This is a genomic window from Winogradskyella sp. (assembly GCF_028282165.1).
Classification (GTDB): Bacteria; Bacteroidota; Bacteroidia; order Flavobacteriales; family Flavobacteriaceae; genus Winogradskyella.
The window spans coordinates 1-26,141 of record NZ_JANQIM010000041.1; the positions used below are offsets into that span (position 1 = coordinate 1).

Consider the following 26,141-nt stretch of genomic DNA (forward strand, 5'->3'; position numbering starts at 1 on the left):
TTGCTTGCGACGTTTAGAAAACGCAATACCAGCTAAATTTAGTTTGGCCATAGCCAAATCGTGATCCATCGATAGACCTAGGCTAATTGCCTTTTTGAAGTATTTTTCAGCGTCGTTCATATTGGTCTGGGAAACCATAATACCATTTAAATAATTTAAATAGCCTTGTTGTTTCTTAACCAATGCCGATTCAGGGTGCTTTATCTTATTTAACCATTTTTTTGCACCTTCAAAATCTTGTTTGCGCAGCCTAAAAAATGCTAGAAGGATCATTTCATTTTTAAAATAGAGGAAAATGAATATTGTAGAAAATAATATGAACATAATCCCATTGCCTATGTAACCTTCGATAAATTGGTATACTGCATAGGCTATGATTAACACTGCAAGGACTAATTTTATATTTTTATTAAACATGTTTCTTGTTTGTTTTTAAGGTTGGCAAAGTTAATAAAATTCTAACGAAATTATTTTATTTAGAGACTTGCTAAAGTGAAAACTTGTTGTATATTTGCACCCAGTTTTGAGAAAAGGCTCAAAGCGGTTAAAAAAGATTCAAGATTACTAAAGATATAAGACAATGAGCAAAAGAACGTTTCAACCGTCTAAAAGAAAGAGAAGAAACAAGCACGGTTTCAGAGAAAGAATGGCTTCTGTTAACGGAAGAAAAGTTTTAGCACGTAGAAGAGCTAAAGGAAGAAAGAAATTGTCTGTGTCTTCAGAATTAAGACATAAAAAATAATGATTAACAATTGTTAATATTTTAAAGGTGTTACTTAGGTGTAGCACCTTTTTTTTTACTCTATTGATAGTTATTTTTGCAAACCAAAAGACAATCTCATGCCAAAAAACAAAAACATTAAATCTATTCTACTTATCGGTTCTGGTCCAATTATTATCGGTCAAGCTTGTGAGTTCGATTACTCGGGTTCCCAGGCGTTACGCTCTCTAAGAGAGGATGGTATAGAAACGATTCTTATCAATTCTAACCCAGCGACCATTATGACAGATCCTACAATGGCCGATCATGTGTATTTATTGCCGCTTAATACAAAGTCCATTATTAAAATTTTAAAAGAGCATCCACAGATTGATGCTGTTTTGCCAACAATGGGTGGGCAAACCGCCCTGAATCTTTGTATCGAAGCTGATGAGAAAGGCATCTGGGAAGATTTTAATGTAGATATTATAGGTGTTAATATAGACGCTATTAACATTACTGAAGACCGAGAACAGTTTAGGGACTTAATGACAAAAATAGGTGTAGGCATGGCACCTCAAGAAACTGCAACCTCTTTCTTAAAAGGTAAGGAAATAGCACAGGAATTTGGATTTCCTTTATGTATCAGAGCCTCTTTTACCTTAGGAGGCGCAGGAGCATCTATAGTCTATGACGAAAAGGAGTTTGATAAGGCACTTACCAGAGGATTGGAAATTTCACCAATCCATGAGGTAATGATCGATAAGGCCATGATGGGCTGGAAAGAATATGAGCTTGAGTTATTGCGAGATAAAAATGATAATGTTGTGATTATCTGTACCATAGAAAACATGGATCCTATGGGTATACATACAGGTGACTCCATAACCGTAGCACCTGCGATGACCTTATCAGACAAAACCTTCCAGAGAATGCGAGATATGGCTATCCATATGATGCGTAGTATTGGAGATTTTGCAGGAGGATGTAATGTTCAATTTGCGGTAAGTCCAGATGAGGAAGAAGAGATTATCGCCATAGAAATTAACCCGAGGGTATCTCGCTCTTCAGCCTTGGCTAGTAAGGCAACAGGGTATCCCATCGCTAAAATTGCAGCCAAGTTAGCCTTAGGTTACACATTAGATGAGCTAAGCAATCAAATTACCAAGTCAACATCAGCATTATTTGAGCCTACATTAGATTATGTTATCGTTAAGATACCGCGATGGAATTTCGATAAATTTGAAGGTTCAGACAGAACCTTAGGCCTACAGATGAAAGCTGTAGGAGAGGTCATGGGCATTGGACGTTCTTTTCAGGAAGCATTGCATAAAGCCACACAATCGCTAGAGATAAAACGAAATGGTCTAGGTGCAGATGGTAAAGGCTATAAAGATTATGATACGATCATTAAAAAGCTGAAGTACGCAAGTTGGGACCGTGTGTTTGTGATTTATGATGCTATACAGATAGGAATACCTTTAAGTCGTATTCATGAGATTACAAAGATTGATATGTGGTACCTAAAGCAATATGAAGAGCTATTTCAATTGGAAAAGGAAATTTCTACCTACACCATAGATTCAATTCATAGAGAACTGCTTCTTGAGGCCAAACAAAAAGGTTATGGTGACCGACAGATTGCCCACATGTTGCAATGCCTAGAAAGTGAAGTCCATAATAAGCGTAGAGAACTTAAAATTAACCGTGTTTATAAATTGGTAGATACTTGTGCTGCTGAGTTTAAAGCACAGACGCCGTATTATTATTCGACATTTGAGAGTGAAGTTGAAACAGCAGATGGTAACGTTTCGGTAGCTAATGAAAGTGTTGTAACCGATAGAAAGAAAATCATTGTTTTGGGCTCTGGACCTAACCGTATTGGTCAAGGTATTGAATTCGATTACTGTTGTGTACATGGTGTGTTGGCAGCTGCGGAATGTGGTTACGAAACCATTATGATTAACTGTAATCCAGAAACGGTTTCTACAGATTTCGATATTGCCGATAAGTTATATTTTGAACCTGTTTTCTGGGAACATATCTACGATATTATTCAACATGAGAAACCAGAAGGCGTTATTGTACAGCTTGGTGGTCAAACAGCTTTAAAGCTTGCAGAAAAATTAGAGCGCTATGGCGTTAAGATTATGGGTACTAATTTTCAATCTTTGGACTTGGCTGAAGACAGAGGTAACTTTTCAACCTTATTGAAAGATAATGATATTCCTTACCCAGAGTTTGATACTGCAGAGACAGCTGACGAAGCATTAGCTATTGCAGATCGTTTGCATTTTCCAATATTGGTAAGACCTTCTTATGTCCTTGGAGGTCAAGGCATGAAGATTGTGATCAATAAACAAGAATTAGAAGAGCATGTGGTAGATTTGTTAAGAAAAATACCAAATAACAAGCTCCTTCTAGATCATTACCTAGATGGTGCCATAGAAGCCGAAGCAGATGCCATTTGCGATGGCGAAAATGTTTACATCATTGGTATTATGGAGCATATTGAGCCCTGTGGGATTCATTCTGGTGATAGTAATGCCACATTACCACCATTTAATTTGGGCGAGTTCGTAATGCAACAGATAAAAGACCATACAAAGAAGATTGCTCTAGCATTAAATACAGTTGGCTTAATAAATATTCAATTTGCTATAAAAGACGATACTGTTTTTATTATTGAAGCCAATCCAAGAGCATCGCGTACTGTTCCGTTTATTGCAAAAGCCTATAAGGAGCCTTATGTAAACTATGCTACAAAAGTAATGCTCGGAAAGAATAAGGTGACCGACTTTGATTTTAAGCCTAGGTTAGAAGGTTATGCCATTAAACAACCCGTATTTTCATTTAGCAAATTCCCTAATGTAAATAAGAAATTAGGACCAGAAATGAAGAGTACTGGTGAGAGTATACTTTTTATAGATAGTCTTAAGGAAGATGAGTTCTATGACTTGTACTCTCGACGTAAGATGTATTTGAGTAAGTAAAATCATGGTTTTTTCGACTAACGGTAAAGTCATTTCATTAATAATTATTAACTTAGCCTAAAATTGGTATTTATGAAAAGAACTTTACTTTCATTTTCACTTTTTTTATCTGTTTGTGTAGTTTCTGCCCAAATTACTTTGAATCAAGTTGATGACTTTCAAGATGGAACCACACAAAATTGGCAGATAGGTAGTGCTGGTGGATCTAGTGGTCCTATTAATGTGGCAGATGCAGGTCCAGCAGGTCTAGGTGATAATTGCCTTCAATATACATCCAATGGTATACCTGATGCAGTAGCCAGTAGAATGATATTTTATACTCAAAACCAGCAATGGAGTGAGGATTTCATAAGTGAAGGTGTTGATCAAATTTCTATGGATGTTAAAGTTGAAACAAATGACTTGAACTTACGAATTGCAATGCAGGGTAGTGGGACACGAATTTGTACTACTAATGCCATAAATGTGCCTGCAAATGGTATTTGGACTAATATAACATTTCCAATAGCTCCTTCAGATTTTACTGTAGTTAATGGAAGCAGTGATGAAAGTACAGTTTTAGCAAATGTAATGACATTGAGGATTTTAAGTAATAGCGTACCAGAGTGGCTTGGTGAAGAGATAGACGCTATTATTCAAGTAGATAACATTACTGCCCAGTCTTCGTTAAGTACGCCTCGATTTGATAATCAAGATACTGAATTTAGGATTTCCCCTAACCCGTCAAAAGATAAACTGAATATTGTATTACCATCAGATGATGAGATGAGACTCGAAGTATTTGATGTGTTAGGAAAGCGTGTGTATAGTGGATTGATTTCTCAACTGTCTCGACCAATAGATATATCTAATTGGAGAAGCGGTGTGTATTTGGTAAGAGTGTCTAATGACAAGACTACCCAAAGCAAACGTTTTATAAAGCAATAATTATATTTTCTACGATATTTTATAAAATAAGCAATCTAATACCAAGATTGCTTTTTTATTCCTGATGTTCTGGTAATTCTATTTTAACACGATAGCCTTTAAGTTCTTCGAGGTAGTTTTGTAGTGAAAAGTTTGTACCGTCAAACTCAGCTTGTCGTTGACGTTTCGTTTTAATTCGCATTAAGGCTTTAAGAAATCGTTTCACTTCAACTTTATCGTTTAAGATGAGGCCAGGTACTTCGGTCGAATGTCCATTTGCATCCTTGGCAACCATAGTAAAATAGGATGAATTACAATGTTTTACATCACCGGTTTGTATATGTTCCGATTCAACTCTAATGCCTATAACCATAGATGTTCTTCCCACATAGTTTACAGAAGCTTTCATCGTTACCAATTCACCTACCTCAATAGGATTTATAAAATCTACAGTGTCTACCGAGGCCGTAACACAATAAGTACCTGAATGTTTTGAGGCGCAAGCAAAAGCAATTTGATCCATGAGATTTAAAATGTAACCACCATGAATTTTTCCACTAAAATTAGAATGTGAAGGCAACATTAATTGTGAGATACTGATTCTTGAAGAGTCTATGGTTTTGTACATACAATAATAATTTATAAATCTTCAGTAGCACGTTTTATAATATTCTCAGGAAGGGATTTTTTAGCTTTGGCTCCCATTTTTTTGATATTCTCTACGCGCGAAATTAAATTGCCTTTTCCTTCAACTAATTTATTCATAGCGGCAGAGTAATCACTTTTTGCGGCGTCAATCTTTTTGCCAACTCCTGTGAGATCAGATACTAAACCTTCAAATTTATCATACAAGGCACCAGCTTGCCTTGCGATTTCTATCGCATTTTGTTGCTGTTTTTCGTTGTTCCACATGCTATCAATCGTACGAAGTGTGGCCAAAAGGGTAGCTGGTGTTACAATAACGATGTTTTGCTCAAAAGCTTTATTATAAAGTGTGTTGTCCTCATTAATGGCTACTGCAAAGGCCGGCTCAATAGGAACAAACATCAATACAAAATCTGGAGATTCTATATCGTACAAATCTTGATAGTTTCTTGCCGATAATTGATCTACGTGTTTTTTGATAGAATTGACGTGTGCTTTTAAGAATACCTCACGTTCATCTCCATCGGCATTAATCATGCGTTCATAATCGGTAAGGGATACTTTAGAGTCAATAATCATCTTTTTAGAATCAGGAAGATGTAGAACAACGTCTGGCATAGCACGAGAACCATCTTCGAGTTGAAAACTTTGCTGAACAAAGTATTCTCTATCTTTTTCCAATCCAGATTTTTCAAGAACGCGTTCTAACACTAATTCGCCCCAATTCCCTTGTGTTTTACTATCGCCTTTTAACGCTTTGGTAAGGTTTGTTGCTTCCTTAGCCATCTGCTGATTAAGGTCTTTTAAACCTAATAGTTGTTCCTTTAAGGCCGAGTGCATGCTGATGCTCTCTTTTTGTGTGTCTTCAACTTTCTTTTCAAAAGTCTTTATTTTTTCTTCTAATGGATTAAGAATGCTCTTGATATTTTCTTTATTCTGAAGCGTGAATTTTTGCGATTTTTCATCCAAAATTTTAGAAGCCATCAACTCAAAATCCTTTCTAAGTTGCTCTTGTTGTTTCGCTAGTTCTTCGTCTCGCTTTAAATTTTGTAGTTGTAGATTTTCAAGTTCGGTATTACGTCTCGATAACTCTGTATTTAAGAACTCTTTTTCATTGCGAATGTCCTCACGCTCATTTTCAATTTTAGAAATGGTTGATCTGAGTTCATTTATGGTTAAGCCCAATTGGTTTTGGCGTTCTTCAAGTGTACTTTGCTCACTTTTGGTTTTGAGTTTTGTAAAAAGCATACCTAAATAGGCACCAATTACAGCAGAAACCAAAATAGCAAGTATGAGAATGATATTGTCGTTCATTACATAGGATTGTAAGATTCAAAGATACCTTTTTTAAAAGTAGAAATAAAGCTTATTTATTAACACGAAAGCCACCAGTTTTAGTGTCGAACACAATTAAATCTGATGGGAAAAGCGACTCAAAAATACCTTCTGAAATTAAATTGCAAGGTTCATCAAAAACAACCGTATCGCTTTGCATCACAATCATGGTATCACATAATTGAATGGCTAGATCAATTTCATGGGATGAAAACAAAATGGTTTTCCCAGTCTCTTTAGTCAATTTCTGGAGTAACTTTAAGATATAAGCCTTATGATACATATCGAGATGTGTCGTTGGTTCATCCAACACAATAATATCCGTATCTTGAGACAGAGCACGTGCCAGCATGACTTTCTGCAATTGACCATCACTTAGTTCGTAACATCGTTTAGCCTTTAAGTCTTCAATATTAACAAGTTTAAGGGCATTGTTTACAATGGTGATATCATTATCGGTTAGGCTTCCAATCCAGTTGGTATAAGGATACCTTCCAAGAGCAACCAATTCGTAAACAGATAGGTTTTTAGAACTAATGGGTTCGGTCAAAACAATGCTCAGTTGTTTTGCGAGCTCTAAATTCGTAGTTGATTTTAGATCTTTACCATTCAAAAATATGGAACCAGATAAAGCAGGTTGGACTTTAATAAGTGTTCTTAAAAGTGTCGATTTACCAATACCATTAGCACCAACCAAACCAATGAGTTGTCCTTTTTCTAATTCGAAATTAATATGAGATGCCACGACGGTTTCGGCTTTCTTGGTTTTGTAACCTATGGAAAGTTCTTCTACTTTTAGTATGATATGTTTGGTATTCATACTCATTTAAAACATCATTTTTCGCTGTCTCACTAATAACCATATTACAACAGGCGCACCAACTATGGCCGTTATGGCATTGATGGGCAATGTGTAATCACTTCCTGGCAATTGTGCAATACTATCGCAAATAAGCATCACGATGGCACCATACAGAAATACAGCAGGCAATAAAACTCTATGGTTAGACGTCTTAAAAATCTGCCGTGTGAGATGTGGAATGGCCAAGCCAATAAAGGCAATAGGACCTGCAAAGGCTGTTATAGTACCTGCGATTAGGCTTGTCGCCAATATAATCACTAATCGACTTTGTCTTAAGTTGAGGCCTAAACTCTTTGCATAGTTTTCACCAAGTAGAAGACTGTTTAAGCCTTTAATCGAAGCGATACTAAGAATAAGGCCAATACTATAAATTCCGAAGAAAATCAGAAGTTCTTGCCATGAGAGATTGCTTAAGCTTCCAAATCCCCAAAAAATATACTGTTGTAATTGTTCGGCCGAGCTAAAATAGGAGAGTACACTAACTACCGCAGCAGTAATACTACCAAACATTAACCCAATGATGAGGATTGCCATAGTATCTCGTACTTTGCTAGAGACCGCTAAAACAGCTAATAACACTAAAAAACTACCTAAGCTGGCCGCAATTACAATACTCCATTTCGAAATCAAAGACATAGCTAATAAACCACCAAAAAGCCCAGACCCCAAAATAACTAAGGCCACACCTAAGCTGGCACCAGATGTTATCCCCAAAACAAATGGTCCTGCCAATGGGTTTCTAAAAAGGGTTTGCATCAGTAAACCAGAAATGCCTAAACCCGAGCCTACCAAAATAGCGGTTATTGCCTTGGGCAAACGATAGTCTTTAATAATAACCTGCCAAGTGTTATTATCTATGGTTCCAAATAGGCTACCCAATATGCTTTTGAATGGAATATGTACTGAGCCTAAACCGATATTTATAAAGAAGCATATAAAGAGTACCAAAATAAGTACTACAAACTGAAAACCATATGCCTTTTTAATAGTCAATTAATTGAGCGGTTTAAAGAAATAAGGGGAGTAATCCTCTAACAGTTCGGGATGGCACACTTTTATAATGTCTTTTAAGACTAAATCTGGTCTGGCTGTTCCCAATTCGTAATAAAGTACGCCGCCTGTTTTACCCGTAGTATTAGAAAATGTGTATATCGATTTGTTTTTGAACGCACTAAAATTAGTGTATAGAGCACTTGCGTCCTCAAGTTGATCAAAGCTTGTATAATAAGAAGGGCTTAGCCATATGTCGGCATCTTTAGCTTTGTCCAATACAGTCTCAAAACTCAATGCCAGACTACCGTTTCCCGAAGTATCGCTCCATAAATAATCGACATTAGCATCATTTAAGAATTGTGCTTCAGGGCTAGAGCCATTCGGTAAGTACCAAACTTCTTTGTGCATGGCGCCACTTAAAACTGTTGGTCTTGTTTTGGCTTGTTTTGCGATCGCTTTTGCAGCCAGATAGTCTTTTTCGATTTGGTTAAAGATGGCATCTGCTTCTTTTTCTTTATTAAACAGAACTCCGAAAAATTTTATCCATTCAGCTTTAGCCAATGCAGAAGATTCTACCCAGTCACCATTATAGATGATGGGAATTCCAGCTTTTTTTATAGTTTCGAAGGTCTTGTTTGCACCATCTACGCCAAAACCTATAACAACATCGGGATTTAGTGCTATTAGAACTTCAGTATTTATACCTTCATTTTTCCCCAATTCTCTTATCTCACCTGCGTCGATACGTTTTCGGGTCTTTTCTGAAGAAATATAATCCTTTCCAGGAAAGCCAACCAATGTTTGCTCAACACCTAAAAGTTCTAGAGCAGGAATATGGGTGGTCGAGGTAACGACTATTTTTTCGATATTCTTAGAAAGAATACCATCTAAAACGCGATCTTTCGATACAAATGTTGAGTTGTCATTTGGAATGACATATTCATAAGTAGTATTTGATTTTGGCCATGGCTTTCTTATTGTCAAAACTCTATAATTCTCTTTATAAGTGACTGAAAAGCCTTCAGCATATTTTAGTTCTAATTTTTTAGTTGTAGAAACACTGTTAGAATCAATCTTAGATTCGTTTTTACAGGAAACAAAAACAACTAAGCACAACAGTAGAACGGATAGCTTCATTTTATGATATCTATTATTGACTCAAAAGTAAGATTATTTAGAGTTATAAGTAAATCATTAAACAAATTGTTTATTTTTGTGTCGAAATTAGGTTTCATCTATATTATATAAATGAATTAAAAGGGAATTTGGTGTAAGTCCAAAACTGTTCCCGCAACTGTGAGCTATAAAGCTTGTTATCACCTTCAATGTCACTGAGTTATTACTTGGGAAGACCGATGACGAGACGCAAGTCAGGAGACCTGCCAATTTCATTTAACTAAATGGCTTTCGGGTAAAAAGCTTCGGTTGTATGAAAAAACTAACTCCAATTATTTTGCTGGCACTTTACGGTGTAGTACCAGCGCAAACCAGGGATTCTATTCAGAAATTAGATGAAGTAATTTTGTATGGGGATAGATTTCTTAAACCTCTTTCAAAAACACAAACGAAGAAGGTACTTACTGATAGTGTGATTTTAAGAAATGCATCGTCTTTAACTGGGCTTTTAAATTTTAATTCGACAATTGTTTTTAGGGAAAATGGTTTAGGCATGGTGTCTTCACCTAGTTTTAGAGGAACTACCGCACAACAAACAGCAGTTTTGTGGAACGGAATAAATATAAATTCCCAAACCACTGGACAAACAGATTTTAATACTATTAATGCGCGTGGATTTGATGTTGTTGTTTTGAGAGCTGGAGGTGGAGGCGTTGTAGATGGTACCAATGCCATAGGTGGAAGCATCTATCTCGAAAATGAACTTGTATACAATTTAGGTTTTAATAATGATCTTTTTGTTAGATATGGATCTTTTAATACCTATGATGTAAATTATAAAGCGGATTACTCTAACGACAAACAAAGCTTCTCACTTATTGTTTCTAGAAATGGATCAGATAATGATTACCCTTATATAAACACCGATAGAAATAACTTAAACGGACAATTCAACAATACCAATATAAGTTTTTCTGGTGGAATTAGAATAAATTCTAAAAATGAACTGAATCTATATGCTAATGTATATGATGGTAAAAGAAATTTTTCGCTGCCAACACCTAATGCCTTAAGAACAAAATACTACGATTTTAATACTCGGAGTATGTTAGAATGGAAATACAACTCTAATAAATTTAAACACTTAACCAAGTTTGCAGTACTGACTGAAAACTATCGGTTTTACCCAAATATTCAAAATGATTTTTACACTGAAGGCTATGTTGAAAGTTTGGTTGTTAAATATGATATAAACTACCAGTTTAACAAAGATATGCTTTTGACTTCAGGATTTAATTATTTAAGAAATGATGGAAAGGGAACAGATATAGAAGAAGAGGTTAGGCATTTATCTTCTTTGGTTTTAGGTATGAGGCATCAAGTTTCCGAAAAGGTATTTTATGAAATTGGATTAAGACAAGAACTCAATAAGGATTATGAAAGTCCTTTTTTGTATTCTGCGGGAGTTAAATTAGCATTATCCGATTTTTATAGCATCAAAATTAATACTTCAAAAAACTTCAGAATACCTACTTATAACGATCTGTATTGGCAGGGTTTGGGGAATAGAGATCTAAAACCAGAAATATCCTATCAGGGCGAGTTGACTCAGGTTTTAAAATTAAAACGTATGTCTTTATCAGTTACAGGATATTATAATTCAGTAGAAGATTTGCTTATGTGGGTGCCAGATGCAGCTGGGGTTTGGCGACCAGAAAACACAGATAATGTTGAGATCTATGGTGCAGAAGCGCTTTTGTCCGCAGAAAAGGAAATAGGTGATCATCAGTTTAATTTGTCTGCAACATACGCCTACACGGTTTCTAAAAACCGCGATACGGGTAAGCAGTTGATTTATGTGCCTTATCACAAGTTTACAGCGTCATTAGGCTATTCCTTTAAAAAACTATCGGCATATTATCAATATTTGAACAACGGTGAGGCTTTTACAACTAGTGATAATGCCCCAGAGCAGATACTTAACAATTTTATGGTGGCAAACTTAGGCTTGGAATATAATTTCAGAATTCATAAAAATAAACTCACTTTAGGGATACAAGCCCTTAATCTTTGGGACGAAGAGTATGAAAGTGTATTAAATAGACCAATGCCGGGAAGAAATTATAACGCTTACATGAATTTTAATTTTTGAGAATAATGAAAAAGTTGATTAACTGTTTACTGCTTGTGTTTCCTGTTTTGTTATTGCATAATTGCACAAGTGATGACCGAGAAATAATTACTGAGACACCAGAAGGCGATTATGCAAACGGAATGTTTGTACTAAACGAAGGTGGTTTTACAAACTCAAACGCCTCATTATCTTTTGTAGATCCATCAGGTGAAGTTTACAATCAAGTTTTTTTTGGAGTTAATGGTTTTGGATTGGGAGATGTAGCACAAAGTATGGCATTTTATGATGATACAGCTTTCATAATAATGAATAATTCTAACACTATAGAAGTGGTTAACCGCTATACCTTAGAACACATAACAACGATAAGCGATCAAATTTTGAACCCTAGGTATATGGTGTTTTATAACGGATATGGTTTTGTTACTAATTGGGGAGATCCAGTCAATACTACCGATGATTATGTTGCTGTTGTTAATTTACAAGACTTTACGGTAACACAAACTATAGTCGTAGCAGAAGGGCCAGAGAGATTACTAGAGGCTAATGGATCGTTATATGTAGCACATAAAGGTGGTTGGGGCTATGGCAATTCTGTTTCAGTCATTAATGCCAATACGTTTCAATTATCAACTACCATCAATGTTGCGGATGTACCAGATGGAATAGTAATTAGCGATAACGACCTATACGTGTTATGTTCTGGAAAGGCAGATTGGACAGGAGATGAAACCTTGGCTGAGTTTTTTAAAATAAGTCTTCAAAATAATGAGGTTATAGAGTCTTTTCAGTTTACATCTGGTGTACATCCAAGTTTTTTAGAAGTGACCAATAATGAGCTTTTTTACGTCCTTTCAGGAGATGTTTTTAAAGTATCTACCGGTAATTTTATCTCACCAACAGGGCCTTTGTTTTCAACCCAAAGTCAAAGTGTAGAAGTGGTTTATGGATTTAGGGTCTACAACGATAATATATATATCGCTGATGCCAAGGATTATGCTTCTAATGGCGAAGTGTTTGTTTATGACTTACAAGGGAATTTTCAGACCGATTATCGAGTTCAACTAATACCAAATAGCTTTTATTTTAATAATTAACATACTTAAAATTTAATAACAATGAAAAATAATTACTTACTCGTGCTTGCATTTCTATTCGGAATAGTAAGCGTAAATGCCCAAAGTTCTTATGTCGATGGCGTTTTTATTCTCAACGAAGGACAATTTGGGAATAACACGGCTTCAGTATCTTTTTTAGATGGCATGGGTACACTTAGCAATGATATATTTGCGACAGAAAATGCAGGTATGGATATTGGGCAAATAGCTCAAGGTATGGGATTTCAAGGCGATTATGTCTACATTGTTTCTAATGGAAGTAACGAGGTTAACGTTATAGATAGAAATGCCTTTATCCATGTAACGACCATTACTGTCGGTTTAAATAATCCGCGTTATATAGCTTTTGATAATGGATTGGGTTACATTACCAATTGGGGTGACCCATTTGACACCACAGACGATTATATAGCCGTATTAGATTTAGCCACCAATACAATAGACCCAGATAATAATATATTAGTGGTGGAAGGTCCCGAAGAGATAATAAAAAGCGGGAATCAACTTTTTGTGGCACACCAAGGCGGTTTTGGTTCGGGCAATACGGTTTCAGTGATCGATCTTACAGATTCCTCTGTTTCTTCGATTAATGTAGGAGATAGACCAAACTCTCTGCAAGTTGATGACACTTATTTATATGTATTATGTGGTGGCGAACCTGCGTGGACAGGAGCTGAAACAGCAGGTACTTTATATAGAATAGCATTAAGCGATTTTAGTGCTGTTGATACTTATAATTTTGCAACAATAGAACATCCCGAATTTTTAGAAATAAACAACGGCGAAGCTTACTATGTACTAAATAATAACATTTATCAGTTTGATTTTACAGGAAGTTTACCGGCAACAGAATTTATAAACACAGCACCAGAGAGTATTGCTATTGCCTACGGAATGGATTTGATAGATGATGTGTTCTATTTGGCAGATGCTGTAGATTATGTAAGTAATGGAAAAGTAGCTTCTTATGATATTGCAGGTACACATTTAGAGACTTATACAGTAGGGTTAATACCGAATGCTATCTATAAAAATGAAGAACCATTATTGGTAGGGCCATATGCACCGCCAGCAGACCAAGCCGGAACTACGGCTATTGAAACGGCTAGTGGCTTATTCGTAGACTGGGCAAGTGGTGTAACTATTACTAGAGGGCTCCAAGACATTTCTAATCCTGGAGGAGACTTTGCCTCTTTTGGAGAATCAAGTGCTGCAACAGGAGCAGCAGATAATACAGTTGTAAGTTTAGGGGATGCGGGAGAAGCTGTTTTAACGTTTGATACGCCAATTGCCAATGGGGATGGTTACGATTTTGCGATATTTGAAAACTCATTTAGTGATACCTTCTTAGAACTAGCTTTTGTTGAAGTAAGTTCGGATGGTGTAAATTATTTCAGATTTTCAGCGCATAGCTTAACCCAAACAGAAACGCAAGTCGATGGCTTTGGTAATATAGATGCTACTTTTGTAAACAATTTGGCTGGAAAATACCGAGCTAACTTTGGTACGCCTTTTGATTTAAGTGATTTGGGGGATGATCCATTATTAGATAAAGATCAAATTACACATGTAAAGATTATTGATGTTATTGGTACTATTGATCCTACTTTTGCTACTTATGATGCGTACGGAAATGCAGTTAATGATCCTTATCCAACACCATTTGCTAGTTCTGGATTTGATTTGGATGGTGTAGGTGTAATTAATCAGTCTGACTTAAGCATAAGCGAGGTTTCTAGTGAAAGAAATATAGTAATGTATCCAAATCCTGCAACAAATCATTTTTCGATACAGGGATACCTACAAAATATTGATGTTGAAATATATTCGCAGACTGGTCGATTGTTAAAATCTCTAAAAGGGATATCTGGGAATCAAATCGATATTTCAAGCTTTGCTGATGGCATGTATGTGGTAAAAGTTATAGGAAATAACAAGGGATCTTTATTTAAACTAATTAAGAGATAAGACGATAAGTAATAATAAACAGTCATAAATATGATGAGTTGTTGTTTTAGCTGGTAAGTTATTTTCTATAAGATTTTATGTAATCTTTGAATAATATAATAACTATGAACAATCCAATTTACATGAGTTGCTTGGACATTTATACGTCTAACAGTAAGACCTCTCAACTTAAAAAATTTCAAAAGGGAATTGAAATGGTTAAGTTCAAGATAATGCCTCTGATGAGTTGGGACATTTTTATGACGTATTACCAAGGTAGAATTGTAGAAACTCGAAAGCGGGTAGAACTAGACCAAGTACTCTCATTTGCACGAAAATTTAAGTGGAAAAATGACCTTAAAAAGGCTTTTGCGAATAATGACTATGAGGCCTTAATTTTAACCGACAAAAACCAAAACATCATATGGGTCAATGATGGCTTCAAAGAAATGACAGGATATTCAAAAACTTTTGTACTAAATAAAACACCCAGGTTTCTGCAAGGCAAAAAAACGTCAAGGAAAACCAAAAGTAGAATAGGACAAAACATAGCTAAGAACAAACCTTTCAAAGAGATTATTTTAAACTATAAAAAGGATGGAACACCTTATAAATGTGAAGTTCATGTTATTCCATTGTATAATGAGACTACAACACATTTTTTAGCTTTTGAAAAACAGGTGGTGTAAGCTTTTAAAGATGTTTTGACTTAACTCAATTTTTGGGGAAATATTAGTTGAATTTTATATAAAGTGAAAAAGCCGCAATTTGCGGCTTTTCTTTTTTTATTCTTCAAACATTAAATTATCGAAAGGCGAATGGAGTTGTGGTGTTTTTAATTCCCTGAGGTTTCCCATTTCTAGCGATCTGCCAAAAGGTCTATCTCCAACTGTTATATCAACAAGGGCAACTGCTAAAAGTGGATCTGAAGATGTCCCTAGAACACCTAAGTTAATTGGAGATTCTTCTATGTCTACATCTGGCACCAATCCATCCGAAGGGACTAATACTTCATTAACATTAGTAGAGTTTGCGATAAGAGGGAATATGGCATAATTATGGCCACTATTAATACCTTCTGTACTAATAAAACTAGGTGAGTCGAATATTAGGCGGTTAGATTGTGTCTTTCCTGCTGTAGTATCACCAATATGTATAACTTCAATGTTGTAGGGTCTTAAGCTATTAATAAGCAATTCACTGGCTGACGCTGAAATCGAAGATGTTAATATATAGACCCTGCTCAAATTAAGACTATTAATTGCTGCATCGTTAGAGAGCGTATTTGTAAATTCATAGTCTCTGTTACGATCTTGCTGATTGGAGTTGTAGAATAATTTAGAAAATACCTGCCCGTTAAACTGACCGGTAATCATGCTTGCTAAATGCACTGCGGTTTGTATGCTGCCGCCACCATTATATCTTAGGTCCAATACCAAATCTTGAACGCCAGCGGATTGAAATTGTCCAAATACAGCATTCAACTCCGCATCAAAACTACTTGTAAATCCGTTATACATAAGGTAGCCAACATTTACGTTAGATAAATTAAACACTTCAGCAATGTGTATGGGATTTTCTGTATAAGATTCTTTTGTGAGACTTATACTTTCATCATTTAGGGTAATTATATCATCTTCTACTTCAGTAGTGCCATTGTCATTATAATCGGCAAAATTTAAAGTATAGGTATTTTGAGTCAATAACGCAATGCGGTTATCTACAGTTAGGTTAACTCCATCGACGGCTCTAAATAGTTGTCCGCGGACTAACCCAAGATTGTCAGCCACGCTATTGTTAAGAACCAATGTAATAGCACCAAACAACTCAGTTTCGCTGCCAGGTACAAAATATAATCTAAATTCCAAGCCATTGGAAAGTGTGGTTCCCTGTTGTGCATTTAAAACATCAAAATAATTGGGTACGATGTTGCTAAAAGAATCTAAGGAGTCAAAAATCAAAGTCTCAAATAAATCTTCTGGAGTTTCAAACTCGTCGAGGTAAGCAGAATATTCCTCAGTTTTATCGTATCTATTATCAATACCATTTATTCCGAATCTGTCATTGGACAAATTAGGGACGTTTTCATTGTATAGATAAAAAGCATTCATTGCTTTCCATACAAAATCATTAATGTCTGCATTGGGGACGGCATTGTCATCCATATCTTCAAAACAGCTGGTAAGAGGTAATGTAACCATGAAAACCAATAAAAGAACTTTAATCTTTTTACTCACGGCACAAAAGTTTATAGGGTGTTCGTCAAAACTTTTTAAATTTTTCATAATTTTTCTTTATATGTAGCAATCTTTTACTTCTGTCTGTAAAACTCTAAATTTACTTACATTATTATAAATAAAAAAACTTTGTAACAAATTATAAAGTGTATCGTCGTAACTATGAAAGCAACTAAAAACTGCTTTTTTAACCCTGAGCTTATCTGCGTCAAGCGCAGTTGAAGAGTCGATGGGACCACCAATCAAATTAGTAATGAAGCAGGCAGATTTTGTAAGCTTAGTAATGCCATTTAAGGATAAAGTATTTCGTTTAGCCAAGCGTTTATTGGTATCTCGTGAGGAGGCCGAGGATGCAACTCAAGAAATACTGTTGAAATTGTGGAACAATAAAGAGAAGATTAGCGACTATAAAAATGTAGAAGCTTTCTCTATGACGATGACAAAGAATTTTTGCTTGGATAGATTAAAATCAAAACAAGCACAGAATTTAAAGATTGTTCATAGCAATTACACCGATAATAATGCGTCATTACAAAGGCAGGTAGAAGCAAAGGATAGTATGGGTTGGGTATCTCGGATTATGGATGATTTGCCCGAACAGCAAAAAATAATAGTGCAATTAAGAGATATAGAACAATACGATTACGCCGAAATAGCCAAGATGCTAGATATGAACGAAACGGCAATACGTGTTAACTTATCTAGAGCACGAAAAACAATAAGAGAAAAATTGACTAATACACATCGCTATGGTATTAAATAGTATAGAAAAATTAATTGAAAAGTACGACAATGCAGAGACAACGCTAGAAGAAGAAGCACAACTAAGAGCTTATTTTGAAAGTGATGACGTAGCGCCTCATTTAGAGCATTACAAACCATTATTTCAGTATTTTTCATTATCACAACAAGAGCAGTACACCAAAGACGTTCCATTAAAACCTAAGAAAACACAATTGTATCAATGGATTTCTGTCGCAGCAGTTGCCGTTCTAATGCTTGGTATATTTATTCCTAACTGGCAAGGTGAAAGTAAGTCATTTGCAAACCTTACACCTGAAGAACAGGAAGCCATCACCCAAACTATGGAAGCTTTTAATTTGGTCTCGTTAGGGATGAATAAAGGTAAGCAACAGCTTAATTCTCTAGCTATGGTTTCAGAAAACCTAAATCAAGGAATCGAAGAAGCTAGTCGATTAAGTGAATTTTCAAAAACAACAAATAGAATTTTTAAAAACAAGTAACAAACACACAAAAATTAGAGAATCATGAAAAATGTAATAGTAATAATCGCACTTATCGTAGCACCAATGATTTCAGGAGCACAAAGCATCTTTGATAAATACGAAGATATGCCAGAAGTAGCTTCGGTTATCGTTAATCAAAAAATGTTTAGTATGATTGCTAGTATCGACGTAGATATGGACGACCCTGAAGCTCAGCAATACATGGATATGGTAAAGAAGATTACCGGACTTAAAGTATTTACAACTGGTGATGAAAAAGTTTCAGCAGACATGAAGGCGACTGTGAGTAAATATTTAAAGTCATCTGAATTGGAGGAATTAATGCGTATTAAAGATGGTAACCAAACGGTGAAGTTTTATGTAAAAGAAGGTAAAGATGAAAACCATGTTAAAGAGCTATTAATGTTCGTTAGTGGATTAAAGGAGATTATGGATGGTGACATTGAAATTAACGGCAAAAAACGAGAATTTGAAACAGTCTTATTAACACTGACGGGAGATATCGATTTAAGACAAGTGTCTAAAATCACTAACCAAATGGATATTCCTGGTGGTGATCAGTTGAAAAAAGCTGGCGACAAGAAAAATTAATAGCATAAAATATGGGACAATCAATCAAAAAATTATCAGTAATTGGCTTCTTGGTTGCAACTTTAATGAGTTGCAACCAAGGTCCTACTTTACAAACGTACTTTGTAGATAATGAGTTAAAACCTGGTTATTCTCAAATCGACGCGCCTACCAGTCTAATTAATGTCGATGAAATTGAAATGACCGATGAGCAACGCGAAGCTTATAAATCTGTGGATAAGCTTAACATTTTGGTTTATACACCTACAGACTCTTTAGAAGGTATTGGTGCTGAAATTGAGAAAGTAAATCAGATATTAAAAAACCCAAAATACGAAGAACTCATTAGAGGTAATACCATAGACGGAAAGTTTAGTGTAAAATATATTGGCGAAGTAGATAATGTAGATGAGGTTATTCTCTTTGGAAGCTCTGAAGATAGAGGTTTTGTTATAGCCCGTTTACTAGGTGATAATATGAATGCAGGTAAAATTTATTCCTTGAGAACTGTTCTGCAGAATGCAAATTTTGATAATTCGAACCTTAATGGTCTAACTGACTTTTTTAAATAAATGGTAATTATTTAAATGTTAATGTAAATCGTCTTGGAGTTATTCTTCAGGACGATTTTTTTTACTGTTATTTTTCAGAGCGTGCCAAGATGCTATGATGAACAAAACCCCAAAACTACCAAATAGTAAGGCTTTAACTATAAAGTAATCTAGAATTTTCAATAAGCCCGCTATAAAAAAACCCACACCGATAATACCTACTATAGTTAGTGCTAAAGAGTTTCTATTTAATGGGAATAAATTCATATACCTGTATAATTGCTTGGCGAAATGGCTTTTAATTCTGTCTTAATGGTGTCTGAGACTTCTAAAGTATCAATAAAATCTGAAATAGATGTTTTAGTAATGATTTCATTGGTTCTGGTCAATCCTTTTAAAGCCTCATAAGGATTAGGATAACCTTCACGTCTCAGTATGGTTTGTACGGCTTCAGCGACAACAGCCCAGTTTTGTTCTAGATCCTGTTCAAATTTATCAGCATTTAAAAGCAGTTTCCCTAAGCCTTTTAAGGTCGATTTAAAACCAATGATTGTATGGCCAAAAGGCACTCCAACATTACGTAATACAGTACTATCTGTTAAGTCACGTTGTAATCTAGAAATAGGTAATTTACTAGCTAAATGCTCAAAAATAGCATTAGCAATACCTAAGTTACCTTCACTATTTTCAAAGTCGATTGGGTTAACTTTATGCGGCATTGCAGAACTGCCAATTTCTCCCTTTTTAATTTTTTGCTTAAAGTAATCCATAGACACATACGTCCAGATATCCCTATCCAAATCTATAATAATGGTGTTGATACGCTTTAAGGCATCAAACAAAGCAGCCATGTGATCGTAGTGTTCTATCTGCGTGGTAGGAAAAGAATGCTGTAAGCCCAGCTTTTCTTGAACAAATGCAGTTCCGAAGGCCTTCCAATCAATATTCGGATAGGCTACTTTATGAGCATTGAAATTCCCTGTAGCTCCACCAAACTTTGCAGCGCTCGGGATGTCGTTTAAAAGATTAAACTGTTCTTTTAATCGCACAGCAAATACCTCAATTTCTTTGCCAAGTCTTGTAGGCGATGCCGGCTGGCCATGTGTTCTAGCCAACATTGGTATAGCGTCCCATTCTTTTGATAACTCTTCAATCTTATTGAGCAATGTTAAGTATTCAGGCACATAAACCGTGTTCATGGCTTCCTTTATACTGAGAGGGATTGCCGTGTTGTTAATGTCTTGGGAGGTCAATCCAAAATGAATAAACTCTTTATAATCTGATAAACCTAAGGCATCAAATTTTTCCTTTATGAAGTATTCAACTGCTTTTACATCGTGATTGGTGACTTTTTCAATGGCTTTAATAGCAGAGGCATCAATAGGTGTAAAATTCTTATAAATAGCTCTTAAATCTTCAAAAACAGATGGCGATACCGATTTTAGTTGCGGCAATGGTAATTCACAAAGCGCTATAAAGTATTCGACCTCTACTAAAACACGATATTTAATCAGTGCTTCTTCAGAAAAAAAATTGCCTAAAGCCTCTACTTTAGACCTATATCTACCATCGATGGGTGAAATTGCGCTAAGTGCTGAAAGTGCCATTTGCTCTGAAAATTTGAAGCATCAAAGATAGCAAAGTTAGCTTGAAGCACGAAGTACCTAGCAAGAAGTTTTTTGAATTTGATATTTCAGTTTTTTGAATTTATCCTTTTTAGGATATGCTTAGCCCTAGCTTTAAAACCAGAAGTCTGAATCTGAAAATCGCGTTCGAGAATCAAGGCAAGTTCGGGATGAATCCAATCATATTCATTTCCCAATAAGTATAAGGAATTCATCGAGTAGGCTTTGGGAGCTGTTTTCTCGTCGTTAATCATCCAATCAAAACAAACCTCTACAATTCTTTCTTTGTGCACTTCGGTAAGGGCTGTTTTAATAGCATTGTCATTTTTAGAATAATACGCTTTGATGAGGTATTCACAAATCTTAGCTACGGGACGCACAGCAGGATCGAGATGTACTTTTGAAATATTTTCAGCAAACATATCGAGATGTGGGATAATAGCCTCTAGTTGTTCTCCACACATAAACTCAAATACCCAAGCGGCTCGACACGATATTTTATCATCGACTTCAAAAAGGATTTCCAGCAGCGGTTTTACCAATTCAGGATGGTCTATAACGAGATGGGCGTAGTACAATCGCTTTTCTCTTGAATGATTAACATAATTTAATTCCTTATAAAGTTGGTCTTTTGTCAAAATAATAGTGTCTATTTGATTGTTTTAAACTGTTTGGGATGAGTGAAAATTTGTGCTAAATTTAACGGTTTTCAATACAATTTTCTTTCGAAAATCACTCAAACTGACGTAATTTGAGGTTCTAAATTAATCAAAAAACACGATGAAAAAATTACTTAAAAGACTCGGTCTGGTTTTATTGGTGATATTCGTTATTACTCAATTTTTTAGGCGAGAAAAAAATGATGGTGATATTGCTTCGGTGAATGCGTTTCTCAAAGATACCAATCCACCAGAAGATGTAAAAGTTATTCTGAAAACAGCTTGTTTCGATTGCCATAGCGACCACACGCGTTATCCATGGTATAACAGTATTACTCCAGTAAATTATTGGTTAGCTGACCATATAAGACATGGCAAAGGTGAGTTTAATGTGTCTAAATGGAATGATTATTCGGACAAGCAAAAAGATCATAAATTAAAGGAACTATCGGAAGAAGTGGAAGAGCGACACATGCCGTTACCTAGTTATACATGGACGCATGGTGATGCAAAATTGTCAGATGAGCAAATTGAAGCTATTGAAAATTGGGTAGAAACAGTTCGTATAAAATATGTTTTTTTAAGGAACCCGCAATAGTGGAAAATTAAAAGTTATAATAGAATTTAAATAAGTTACTGTACCAATCCAAGATTACCTATGGTAAGATGTATTAAGGTATAATTATCTTTCTTAATAGTCATTAATATGATTTAATTCGCGTAAAGTAGCTCTACTTTACTAACTGATTTTTTATTTAGAATTTATCTAAATAATTTTTATTTGCAACGATTCGTGCTTAATTTTGCATTTCCATTAAAATTTAAATAGATAATCTTATAGCATTTGAGTTTAAAGAAAGTTATTTTATCAGCGTTTATTTTATTGATGTTCGGTACTATATTAGAGCTGTATCTACTTAATCATTATGAGGATGTATTGCAACTTATACCTATATTTTGTATAGGTTTGGTCATTGTAATGGTGATTATTTTAGTTTTTCTACGAACAAAATTAGTCAAAGGTATATTCAAGCTGTTACTTATAGTTTCAGCACTCAGCGGTATTTACGGTGTTTTTTTACACCTTAGAGCTAACTATGAGTTTGAATTAGAAATGAAACCTACGGCAAATGATTGGGATCTATTTTTTGAAAGTCTTTCAGGTGCATTACCAGCACTTGCGCCTTTTAGTATGGTAGTTTTAGCATTAATTGGTTATTCATATTTAATACTTATAAATCAAAAACAATGAAAAATATCGTAAAGTTACTCGCAGTATTCGTTTTAATAGGAACATGTTTAGTATCCTGTAAAAATTCAGAAGAAGAAAAGCAGCAAGCGAAAAACACTTCTGAAACCACAGAGAAGGAGGTCAAAACAGAGACTGAAAAAGAAGCTGTTTCATCGACTACAAAAGTTCTAAATGTAAATCTAGCAACTGAAGCTGATTTAAATACTTTAGGCCTTTCTTCTGAAATCATCTCGCAGATATTAGAAAAAAGACCATTTCTTAACATGAACGATTTGGATGCCATGCTTCAAGGTGTTAATAAAGAAGAGCTTTATAAAAAAATGTTTGTTCCATTTAATTTGAATAACACCGCAGAAGATGACTTTAAGATTATTCCTGGGGTCGGTGATCGTATGGCACATGAGTTTGAAGAGTATAGACCATATACCAGTGTAAAACAATTTAAGAGAGAGATTGGTAAGTATGTTGATGAAAATGAAGTTGAGCGCTATTTAAATTATGTGTTTGTTCCAGTAGAATTAAATACGGCTTCTGAAGATGACATCAAAGCATTACCTGGTGTTGGAAATCGCATGGCGCATGAATTTGAGGAATATAGACCATATTCTAGTATGAGTCAGTTTAGAAAAGAAATTGGGAAGTATGTTGATGATAAAGAATTAAAGCGTTTAGAGCGTTTTGTTTATTTAAAAGAAAAGTAAAATTAAAATTGCCATGCAGTTTTATGATTTTGGTATTAGTAATTTCCAATTAAAAGGTTGTTATGGTTTGTAGCAACCTTTTAATTATTGGTTTTGTTTGGCCAGAGCCCAAAAGTTCTGCAGCTGGTAGTCGCATGTTGCAGTTGATTGAACAATTTCAAAAACAAGGATATGCCATTACGTTTGCTTCAGCCGCAAAGACTTCCGATAATACTTATGACTTATCCCAAATTGGTGTAAAAACTCAAGATATTCTTTTAAACGATAGCTCTTTTGATGATTTTATTGCTGAGCTTCAACCGAACATAGTGTTATTCGATCGGTTTATGATCGAAGAACAGTATGGTTGGCGTGTTGCTGAGCAGTGTCCTGAGGCCTTACGTATTTTAGATACTGAGGATTTTCATGGTCTCCGAAAGGCTAGGGAATTGGCTTTAAAAGACGGTGTTGAATTATCTACGGATCATTTGCAAAACGATATCACAAAGCGCGAAATTGCGAGCATATATCGCTGCGATTTAAGCCTAATGATTTCTCAAGCAGAAATAGATATTTTATTTCAACAGTTTAAGATTGATAAAAGCTTACTTTATTATTTACCATTTCTGTTAGAACCTATTTCTGAAAACACGACCAGTGGATTACCAACGTTTGAAGAACGCCAACATTTTGTTACCATAGGAAACTTTTTGCATCCACCTAACTACGATGCTACGTTGTATCTCAAACAAAGTATTTGGCCATTGATACGTCAACAATTACTCCCAATGGCCATCGGGATAGAATTACATGTCTATGGCGCTTATGAATCGCAAAAGGTTACCCAATTGCATAATGAAAGGGAAGGGTTTCTCATCAAAGGTTTTGCGGAAAGTGTTAGTGAGGTAATGCGAAATGCCAAAGTATGCTTAGCACCATTACGTTTTGGCGCAGGACTCAAAGGAAAACTCATCGATGCCATGCAAAACGGTACACCTTGCATGATGTCTACCATTGCAGCAGAAGGTATGTTTGGGAAATTAAATCCCAACGGCTTTATTTTAGATAACATTGAAGCTTTTGCCCAAAACGCTGTTGAGCTTTATACAGATTCTGACATTTGGAAAGAAAAGCAGAGTAATGGCTATAAGGTCTTAAATGAACGTTTTGATAAAACCAGTTTTGCAAATGCGTTTGCAGAAAAAATAGAGCAGTTAAAAAAGGATCTAAAGTGTCATCGTCAAAATAACTTTTTTGGGACTATGTTGCAACACCAAACCTTACAAAGTACCAAGTATTTAAGTAAGTGGATAGAAGAGAAGAATAAATGAAGTATGTTGTGTCTTTAGCTGCTCAATTTTAAGGATACTCCCATTTTTTTAAGATCTCTTATTAACCATTTTTCATCCGTTATTTGCCCCATTAAATATAGACCAGGATTTTTAATGGGTTTGTTTATGTACTGATTTAGAAGTGCAGTTAGAGCCATAGCTGTAAGCTCGTAACTATTATTAGATAGTAGACTGATCTTTACATTTTTAGTCTTACCCTCATGTATTCCGCTTGCTTTCAAAACAAGTTTTGCTTTCGGTAACGTCGTAATTTTATGCTTAATTCTGTTAAAAAATAATCTACTGCATATGTTTAGGCTTAAGTTTTTATTTATATATCCTAAGACCACAGCTAAAGGAAAAATGAAATTGTCTATATATGGACCAAACCCAGCCGTGTAAACAGCACAATCGTTTAGCCCTAATTCTTTCTCTATACCATGGATTTCTTTCATTTGCGCTGGGTAGCATTGCATTCGACCAAAATGTTCTGAAAAATCGAAAGTTACAGCATCTTTATAACTTGCTTTTCTCCAAGCTTTATTTTCGAGCATAAGCGCATTAGACTTAATAACTTCATAGATTATTTCTTTGATCGCTTCTGGTTGTTGAAAGAAACCATCCATAGCCATCATTAGCTTAGCCTCATCATATTGGTTAAAATGCGAACTGGCAAATCGAATCAAAGGCGCTATTATCCCGGGATGAAATCCACATTGAGTGATAAATATTCGGTTTTTATCCTTAATCGTTTTTTCAAATTTAGCAAGCTTGTCTACCACGTCACTTCTCATTAAAATATCCATTAAATCAATATTACTTTCAAGGGCCGCTTCAGCAATTAAGGACATTTGATTTGGCACAGTTGCTGTAATAATTGCTAAATCTATATTTTTGAAATTGGATAAAAGCGAGTTTTTATCAGTCGCATCTACAATTGAAAAATCAACTTTGCTTTTTGGGTATTTAGCATGCAGCGTATCTTTTAATAACTTGGCTTTCTGTTTGTTTCGCCCTCCAATAATGATATTAAAATCAAAAAATTTCAATAAATACTCTACAACATATCTACCTACGCCACCGTATCCACCGAGTACTAGCACATTATTTGTCATTTTATTGGATTTTAATAAGTTATTTAATTTATGACATTGTAAAGCGATTAATAAATCTAAACATATATTTTAAAAACTTTATGAGTAAACCATCTAGACCTTTTAGAGTTCTAAGTGATGGATTA

26 protein-coding genes and 1 riboswitch are annotated in these 26,141 nt (G+C 35.2%); of the genes, 15 read left to right on the plus strand and 11 right to left on the minus strand.

The features are described 5' to 3' along the window. On the minus strand, positions 1–417 hold a 417-nt coding region (locus Q0972_RS15710), incomplete at its 3' end, for a DUF2892 domain-containing protein (RefSeq protein ID WP_299367513.1). A 163-nt stretch (positions 418–580) separates the two neighbouring features. Here Q0972_RS15710 and rpmH point away from each other — a divergent pair. The 3 genes from rpmH (at position 581) to Q0972_RS15725 (ending at position 4,620) form a co-directional block, all read left to right on the plus strand. Further along, on the plus strand, positions 581–742 hold the full coding sequence (gene rpmH / locus Q0972_RS15715) for a 50S ribosomal protein L34 (RefSeq protein ID WP_111683942.1): 162 nt from the start codon (positions 581–583) through the stop codon (positions 740–742). 98 nt (positions 743–840) lie between these two features. Then, positions 841–3,693, plus strand: coding sequence for a carbamoyl-phosphate synthase large subunit (gene carB, locus Q0972_RS15720; RefSeq protein WP_299367520.1), 2,853 nt, complete (start codon positions 841–843; stop codon positions 3,691–3,693). Positions 3,694–3,765: 72 nt separating this feature from the next. Further along, positions 3,766–4,620 (plus strand): T9SS type A sorting domain-containing protein, encoded by an 855-nt coding sequence (locus tag Q0972_RS15725; protein ID WP_299367524.1) that lies wholly within the window; start codon positions 3,766–3,768, stop codon positions 4,618–4,620. 55 nt (positions 4,621–4,675) lie between these two features. On the opposite strand, the gene Q0972_RS15730 is transcribed toward Q0972_RS15725, so the two are convergent. From Q0972_RS15730 to Q0972_RS15750, 5 genes are read right to left on the minus strand one after another with little or no spacing between them, the layout of a single operon-like run. Then, positions 4,676–5,227: an acyl-CoA thioesterase gene (locus Q0972_RS15730; RefSeq protein ID WP_299367527.1), complete on the minus strand. Its 552-nt coding sequence runs from the start codon at positions 5,225–5,227 to the stop codon at positions 4,676–4,678. An 11-nt stretch (positions 5,228–5,238) separates the two neighbouring features. Continuing rightward, a complete protein-coding gene (rmuC, locus tag Q0972_RS15735; RefSeq protein WP_299367530.1) occupies positions 5,239–6,558 on the minus strand; it encodes a DNA recombination protein RmuC in 1,320 nt (439 codons plus the stop codon). A gap of 52 nt (positions 6,559–6,610) precedes the next feature. Then, positions 6,611–7,405: an ABC transporter ATP-binding protein gene (locus Q0972_RS15740; RefSeq protein WP_299367533.1), complete on the minus strand. Its 795-nt coding sequence runs from the start codon at positions 7,403–7,405 to the stop codon at positions 6,611–6,613. After that, the gene (locus tag Q0972_RS15745) at positions 7,406–8,434 is read right to left on the minus strand and encodes an iron ABC transporter permease (protein WP_299367538.1); all 1,029 of its coding nucleotides are present in this window, start codon (positions 8,432–8,434) and stop codon (positions 7,406–7,408) included. Next, positions 8,435–9,571, minus strand: a complete 1,137-nt coding sequence (locus Q0972_RS15750) for an ABC transporter substrate-binding protein (protein WP_299367540.1) — start codon at positions 9,569–9,571, stop codon at positions 8,435–8,437. Positions 9,572–9,643: 72 nt separating this feature from the next. After that, positions 9,644–9,836: riboswitch (cobalamin riboswitch) on the plus strand. Between the two features lie 27 nt (positions 9,837–9,863). Here Q0972_RS15750 and Q0972_RS15755 point away from each other — a divergent pair. The 4 genes from Q0972_RS15755 (at position 9,864) to Q0972_RS15770 (ending at position 15,438) form a co-directional block, all read left to right on the plus strand. Further along, positions 9,864–11,702, plus strand: a complete 1,839-nt coding sequence (locus tag Q0972_RS15755; protein WP_299367543.1) for a TonB-dependent siderophore receptor — start codon at positions 9,864–9,866, stop codon at positions 11,700–11,702. Between the two features lie 5 nt (positions 11,703–11,707). Then, complete coding sequence (locus Q0972_RS15760; RefSeq protein WP_299367546.1) at positions 11,708–12,781, plus strand: YncE family protein; 1,074 nt, start codon at positions 11,708–11,710, stop codon at positions 12,779–12,781. Positions 12,782–12,802: 21 nt separating this feature from the next. Then, complete coding sequence (locus tag Q0972_RS15765; RefSeq protein ID WP_299367549.1) at positions 12,803–14,770, plus strand: DUF5074 domain-containing protein; 1,968 nt, start codon at positions 12,803–12,805, stop codon at positions 14,768–14,770. 104 nt (positions 14,771–14,874) lie between these two features. Continuing rightward, a complete protein-coding gene (locus Q0972_RS15770; protein ID WP_299367552.1) occupies positions 14,875–15,438 on the plus strand; it encodes a PAS domain-containing protein in 564 nt (187 codons plus the stop codon). 96 nt (positions 15,439–15,534) lie between these two features. On the opposite strand, the gene Q0972_RS15775 is transcribed toward Q0972_RS15770, so the two are convergent. Continuing rightward, positions 15,535–17,034: a S41 family peptidase gene (locus Q0972_RS15775; protein ID WP_299367555.1), complete on the minus strand. Its 1,500-nt coding sequence runs from the start codon at positions 17,032–17,034 to the stop codon at positions 15,535–15,537. Positions 17,035–17,239: 205 nt separating this feature from the next. Between Q0972_RS15775 and Q0972_RS15780 the strand changes: the two genes are divergently transcribed. From Q0972_RS15780 to Q0972_RS15795, 4 genes are read left to right on the plus strand one after another with little or no spacing between them, the layout of a single operon-like run. Next, the gene (locus tag Q0972_RS15780; protein ID WP_299367558.1) at positions 17,240–17,749 is read left to right on the plus strand and encodes an RNA polymerase sigma factor; all 510 of its coding nucleotides are present in this window, start codon (positions 17,240–17,242) and stop codon (positions 17,747–17,749) included. Further along, a complete protein-coding gene (locus Q0972_RS15785) occupies positions 17,736–18,230 on the plus strand; it encodes a hypothetical protein (RefSeq protein WP_299367560.1) in 495 nt (164 codons plus the stop codon). Before Q0972_RS15780 ends, Q0972_RS15785 begins: the two co-directional genes overlap by 14 nt. A gap of 24 nt (positions 18,231–18,254) precedes the next feature. Continuing rightward, positions 18,255–18,824 (plus strand): DUF4252 domain-containing protein, encoded by a 570-nt coding sequence (locus Q0972_RS15790; RefSeq protein ID WP_299367563.1) that lies wholly within the window; start codon positions 18,255–18,257, stop codon positions 18,822–18,824. 11 nt (positions 18,825–18,835) lie between these two features. Continuing rightward, positions 18,836–19,375: a DUF4252 domain-containing protein gene (locus tag Q0972_RS15795; RefSeq protein WP_299367566.1), complete on the plus strand. Its 540-nt coding sequence runs from the start codon at positions 18,836–18,838 to the stop codon at positions 19,373–19,375. A 39-nt stretch (positions 19,376–19,414) separates the two neighbouring features. Here the strand turns inward: Q0972_RS15795 and Q0972_RS15800 are convergent, their stop codons facing one another. The 3 genes from Q0972_RS15800 to Q0972_RS15810 form a co-directional block, all read right to left on the minus strand. Continuing rightward, positions 19,415–19,621 (minus strand): hypothetical protein, encoded by a 207-nt coding sequence (locus tag Q0972_RS15800; protein ID WP_299367569.1) that lies wholly within the window; start codon positions 19,619–19,621, stop codon positions 19,415–19,417. Next, on the minus strand, positions 19,618–20,961 hold the full coding sequence (gene purB / locus Q0972_RS15805; protein ID WP_299367572.1) for an adenylosuccinate lyase: 1,344 nt from the start codon (positions 20,959–20,961) through the stop codon (positions 19,618–19,620). Before purB ends, Q0972_RS15800 begins: the two co-directional genes overlap by 4 nt. An 86-nt stretch (positions 20,962–21,047) precedes the next feature. Next, positions 21,048–21,617 (minus strand): adenylosuccinate lyase, encoded by a 570-nt coding sequence (locus Q0972_RS15810; RefSeq protein ID WP_299367575.1) that lies wholly within the window; start codon positions 21,615–21,617, stop codon positions 21,048–21,050. Positions 21,618–21,759: 142 nt separating this feature from the next. Here Q0972_RS15810 and Q0972_RS15815 point away from each other — a divergent pair, with 142 nt between their 5' ends. From Q0972_RS15815 to Q0972_RS15830, 4 genes are all read left to right on the plus strand, one after another. Next, a complete protein-coding gene (locus tag Q0972_RS15815) occupies positions 21,760–22,236 on the plus strand; it encodes a heme-binding domain-containing protein (protein WP_299367578.1) in 477 nt (158 codons plus the stop codon). Positions 22,237–22,482: 246 nt separating this feature from the next. Continuing rightward, positions 22,483–22,890, plus strand: a complete 408-nt coding sequence (locus tag Q0972_RS15820) for a hypothetical protein (RefSeq protein WP_299367581.1) — start codon at positions 22,483–22,485, stop codon at positions 22,888–22,890. Continuing rightward, entirely contained in the window at positions 22,887–23,591 is a 705-nt protein-coding gene (locus Q0972_RS15825) for a helix-hairpin-helix domain-containing protein (RefSeq protein WP_299367584.1), read from the plus strand. Before Q0972_RS15820 ends, Q0972_RS15825 begins: the two co-directional genes overlap by 4 nt. 62 nt (positions 23,592–23,653) lie before the next feature. Continuing rightward, positions 23,654–24,901: a glycosyltransferase gene (locus Q0972_RS15830; RefSeq protein ID WP_299367587.1), complete on the plus strand. Its 1,248-nt coding sequence runs from the start codon at positions 23,654–23,656 to the stop codon at positions 24,899–24,901. A gap of 14 nt (positions 24,902–24,915) precedes the next feature. Here the strand turns inward: Q0972_RS15830 and Q0972_RS15835 are convergent, their stop codons facing one another. Beyond that, a complete protein-coding gene (locus tag Q0972_RS15835) occupies positions 24,916–26,016 on the minus strand; it encodes a saccharopine dehydrogenase NADP-binding domain-containing protein (RefSeq protein ID WP_299367590.1) in 1,101 nt (366 codons plus the stop codon). Positions 26,017–26,141: the final 125 nt, after the last annotated feature.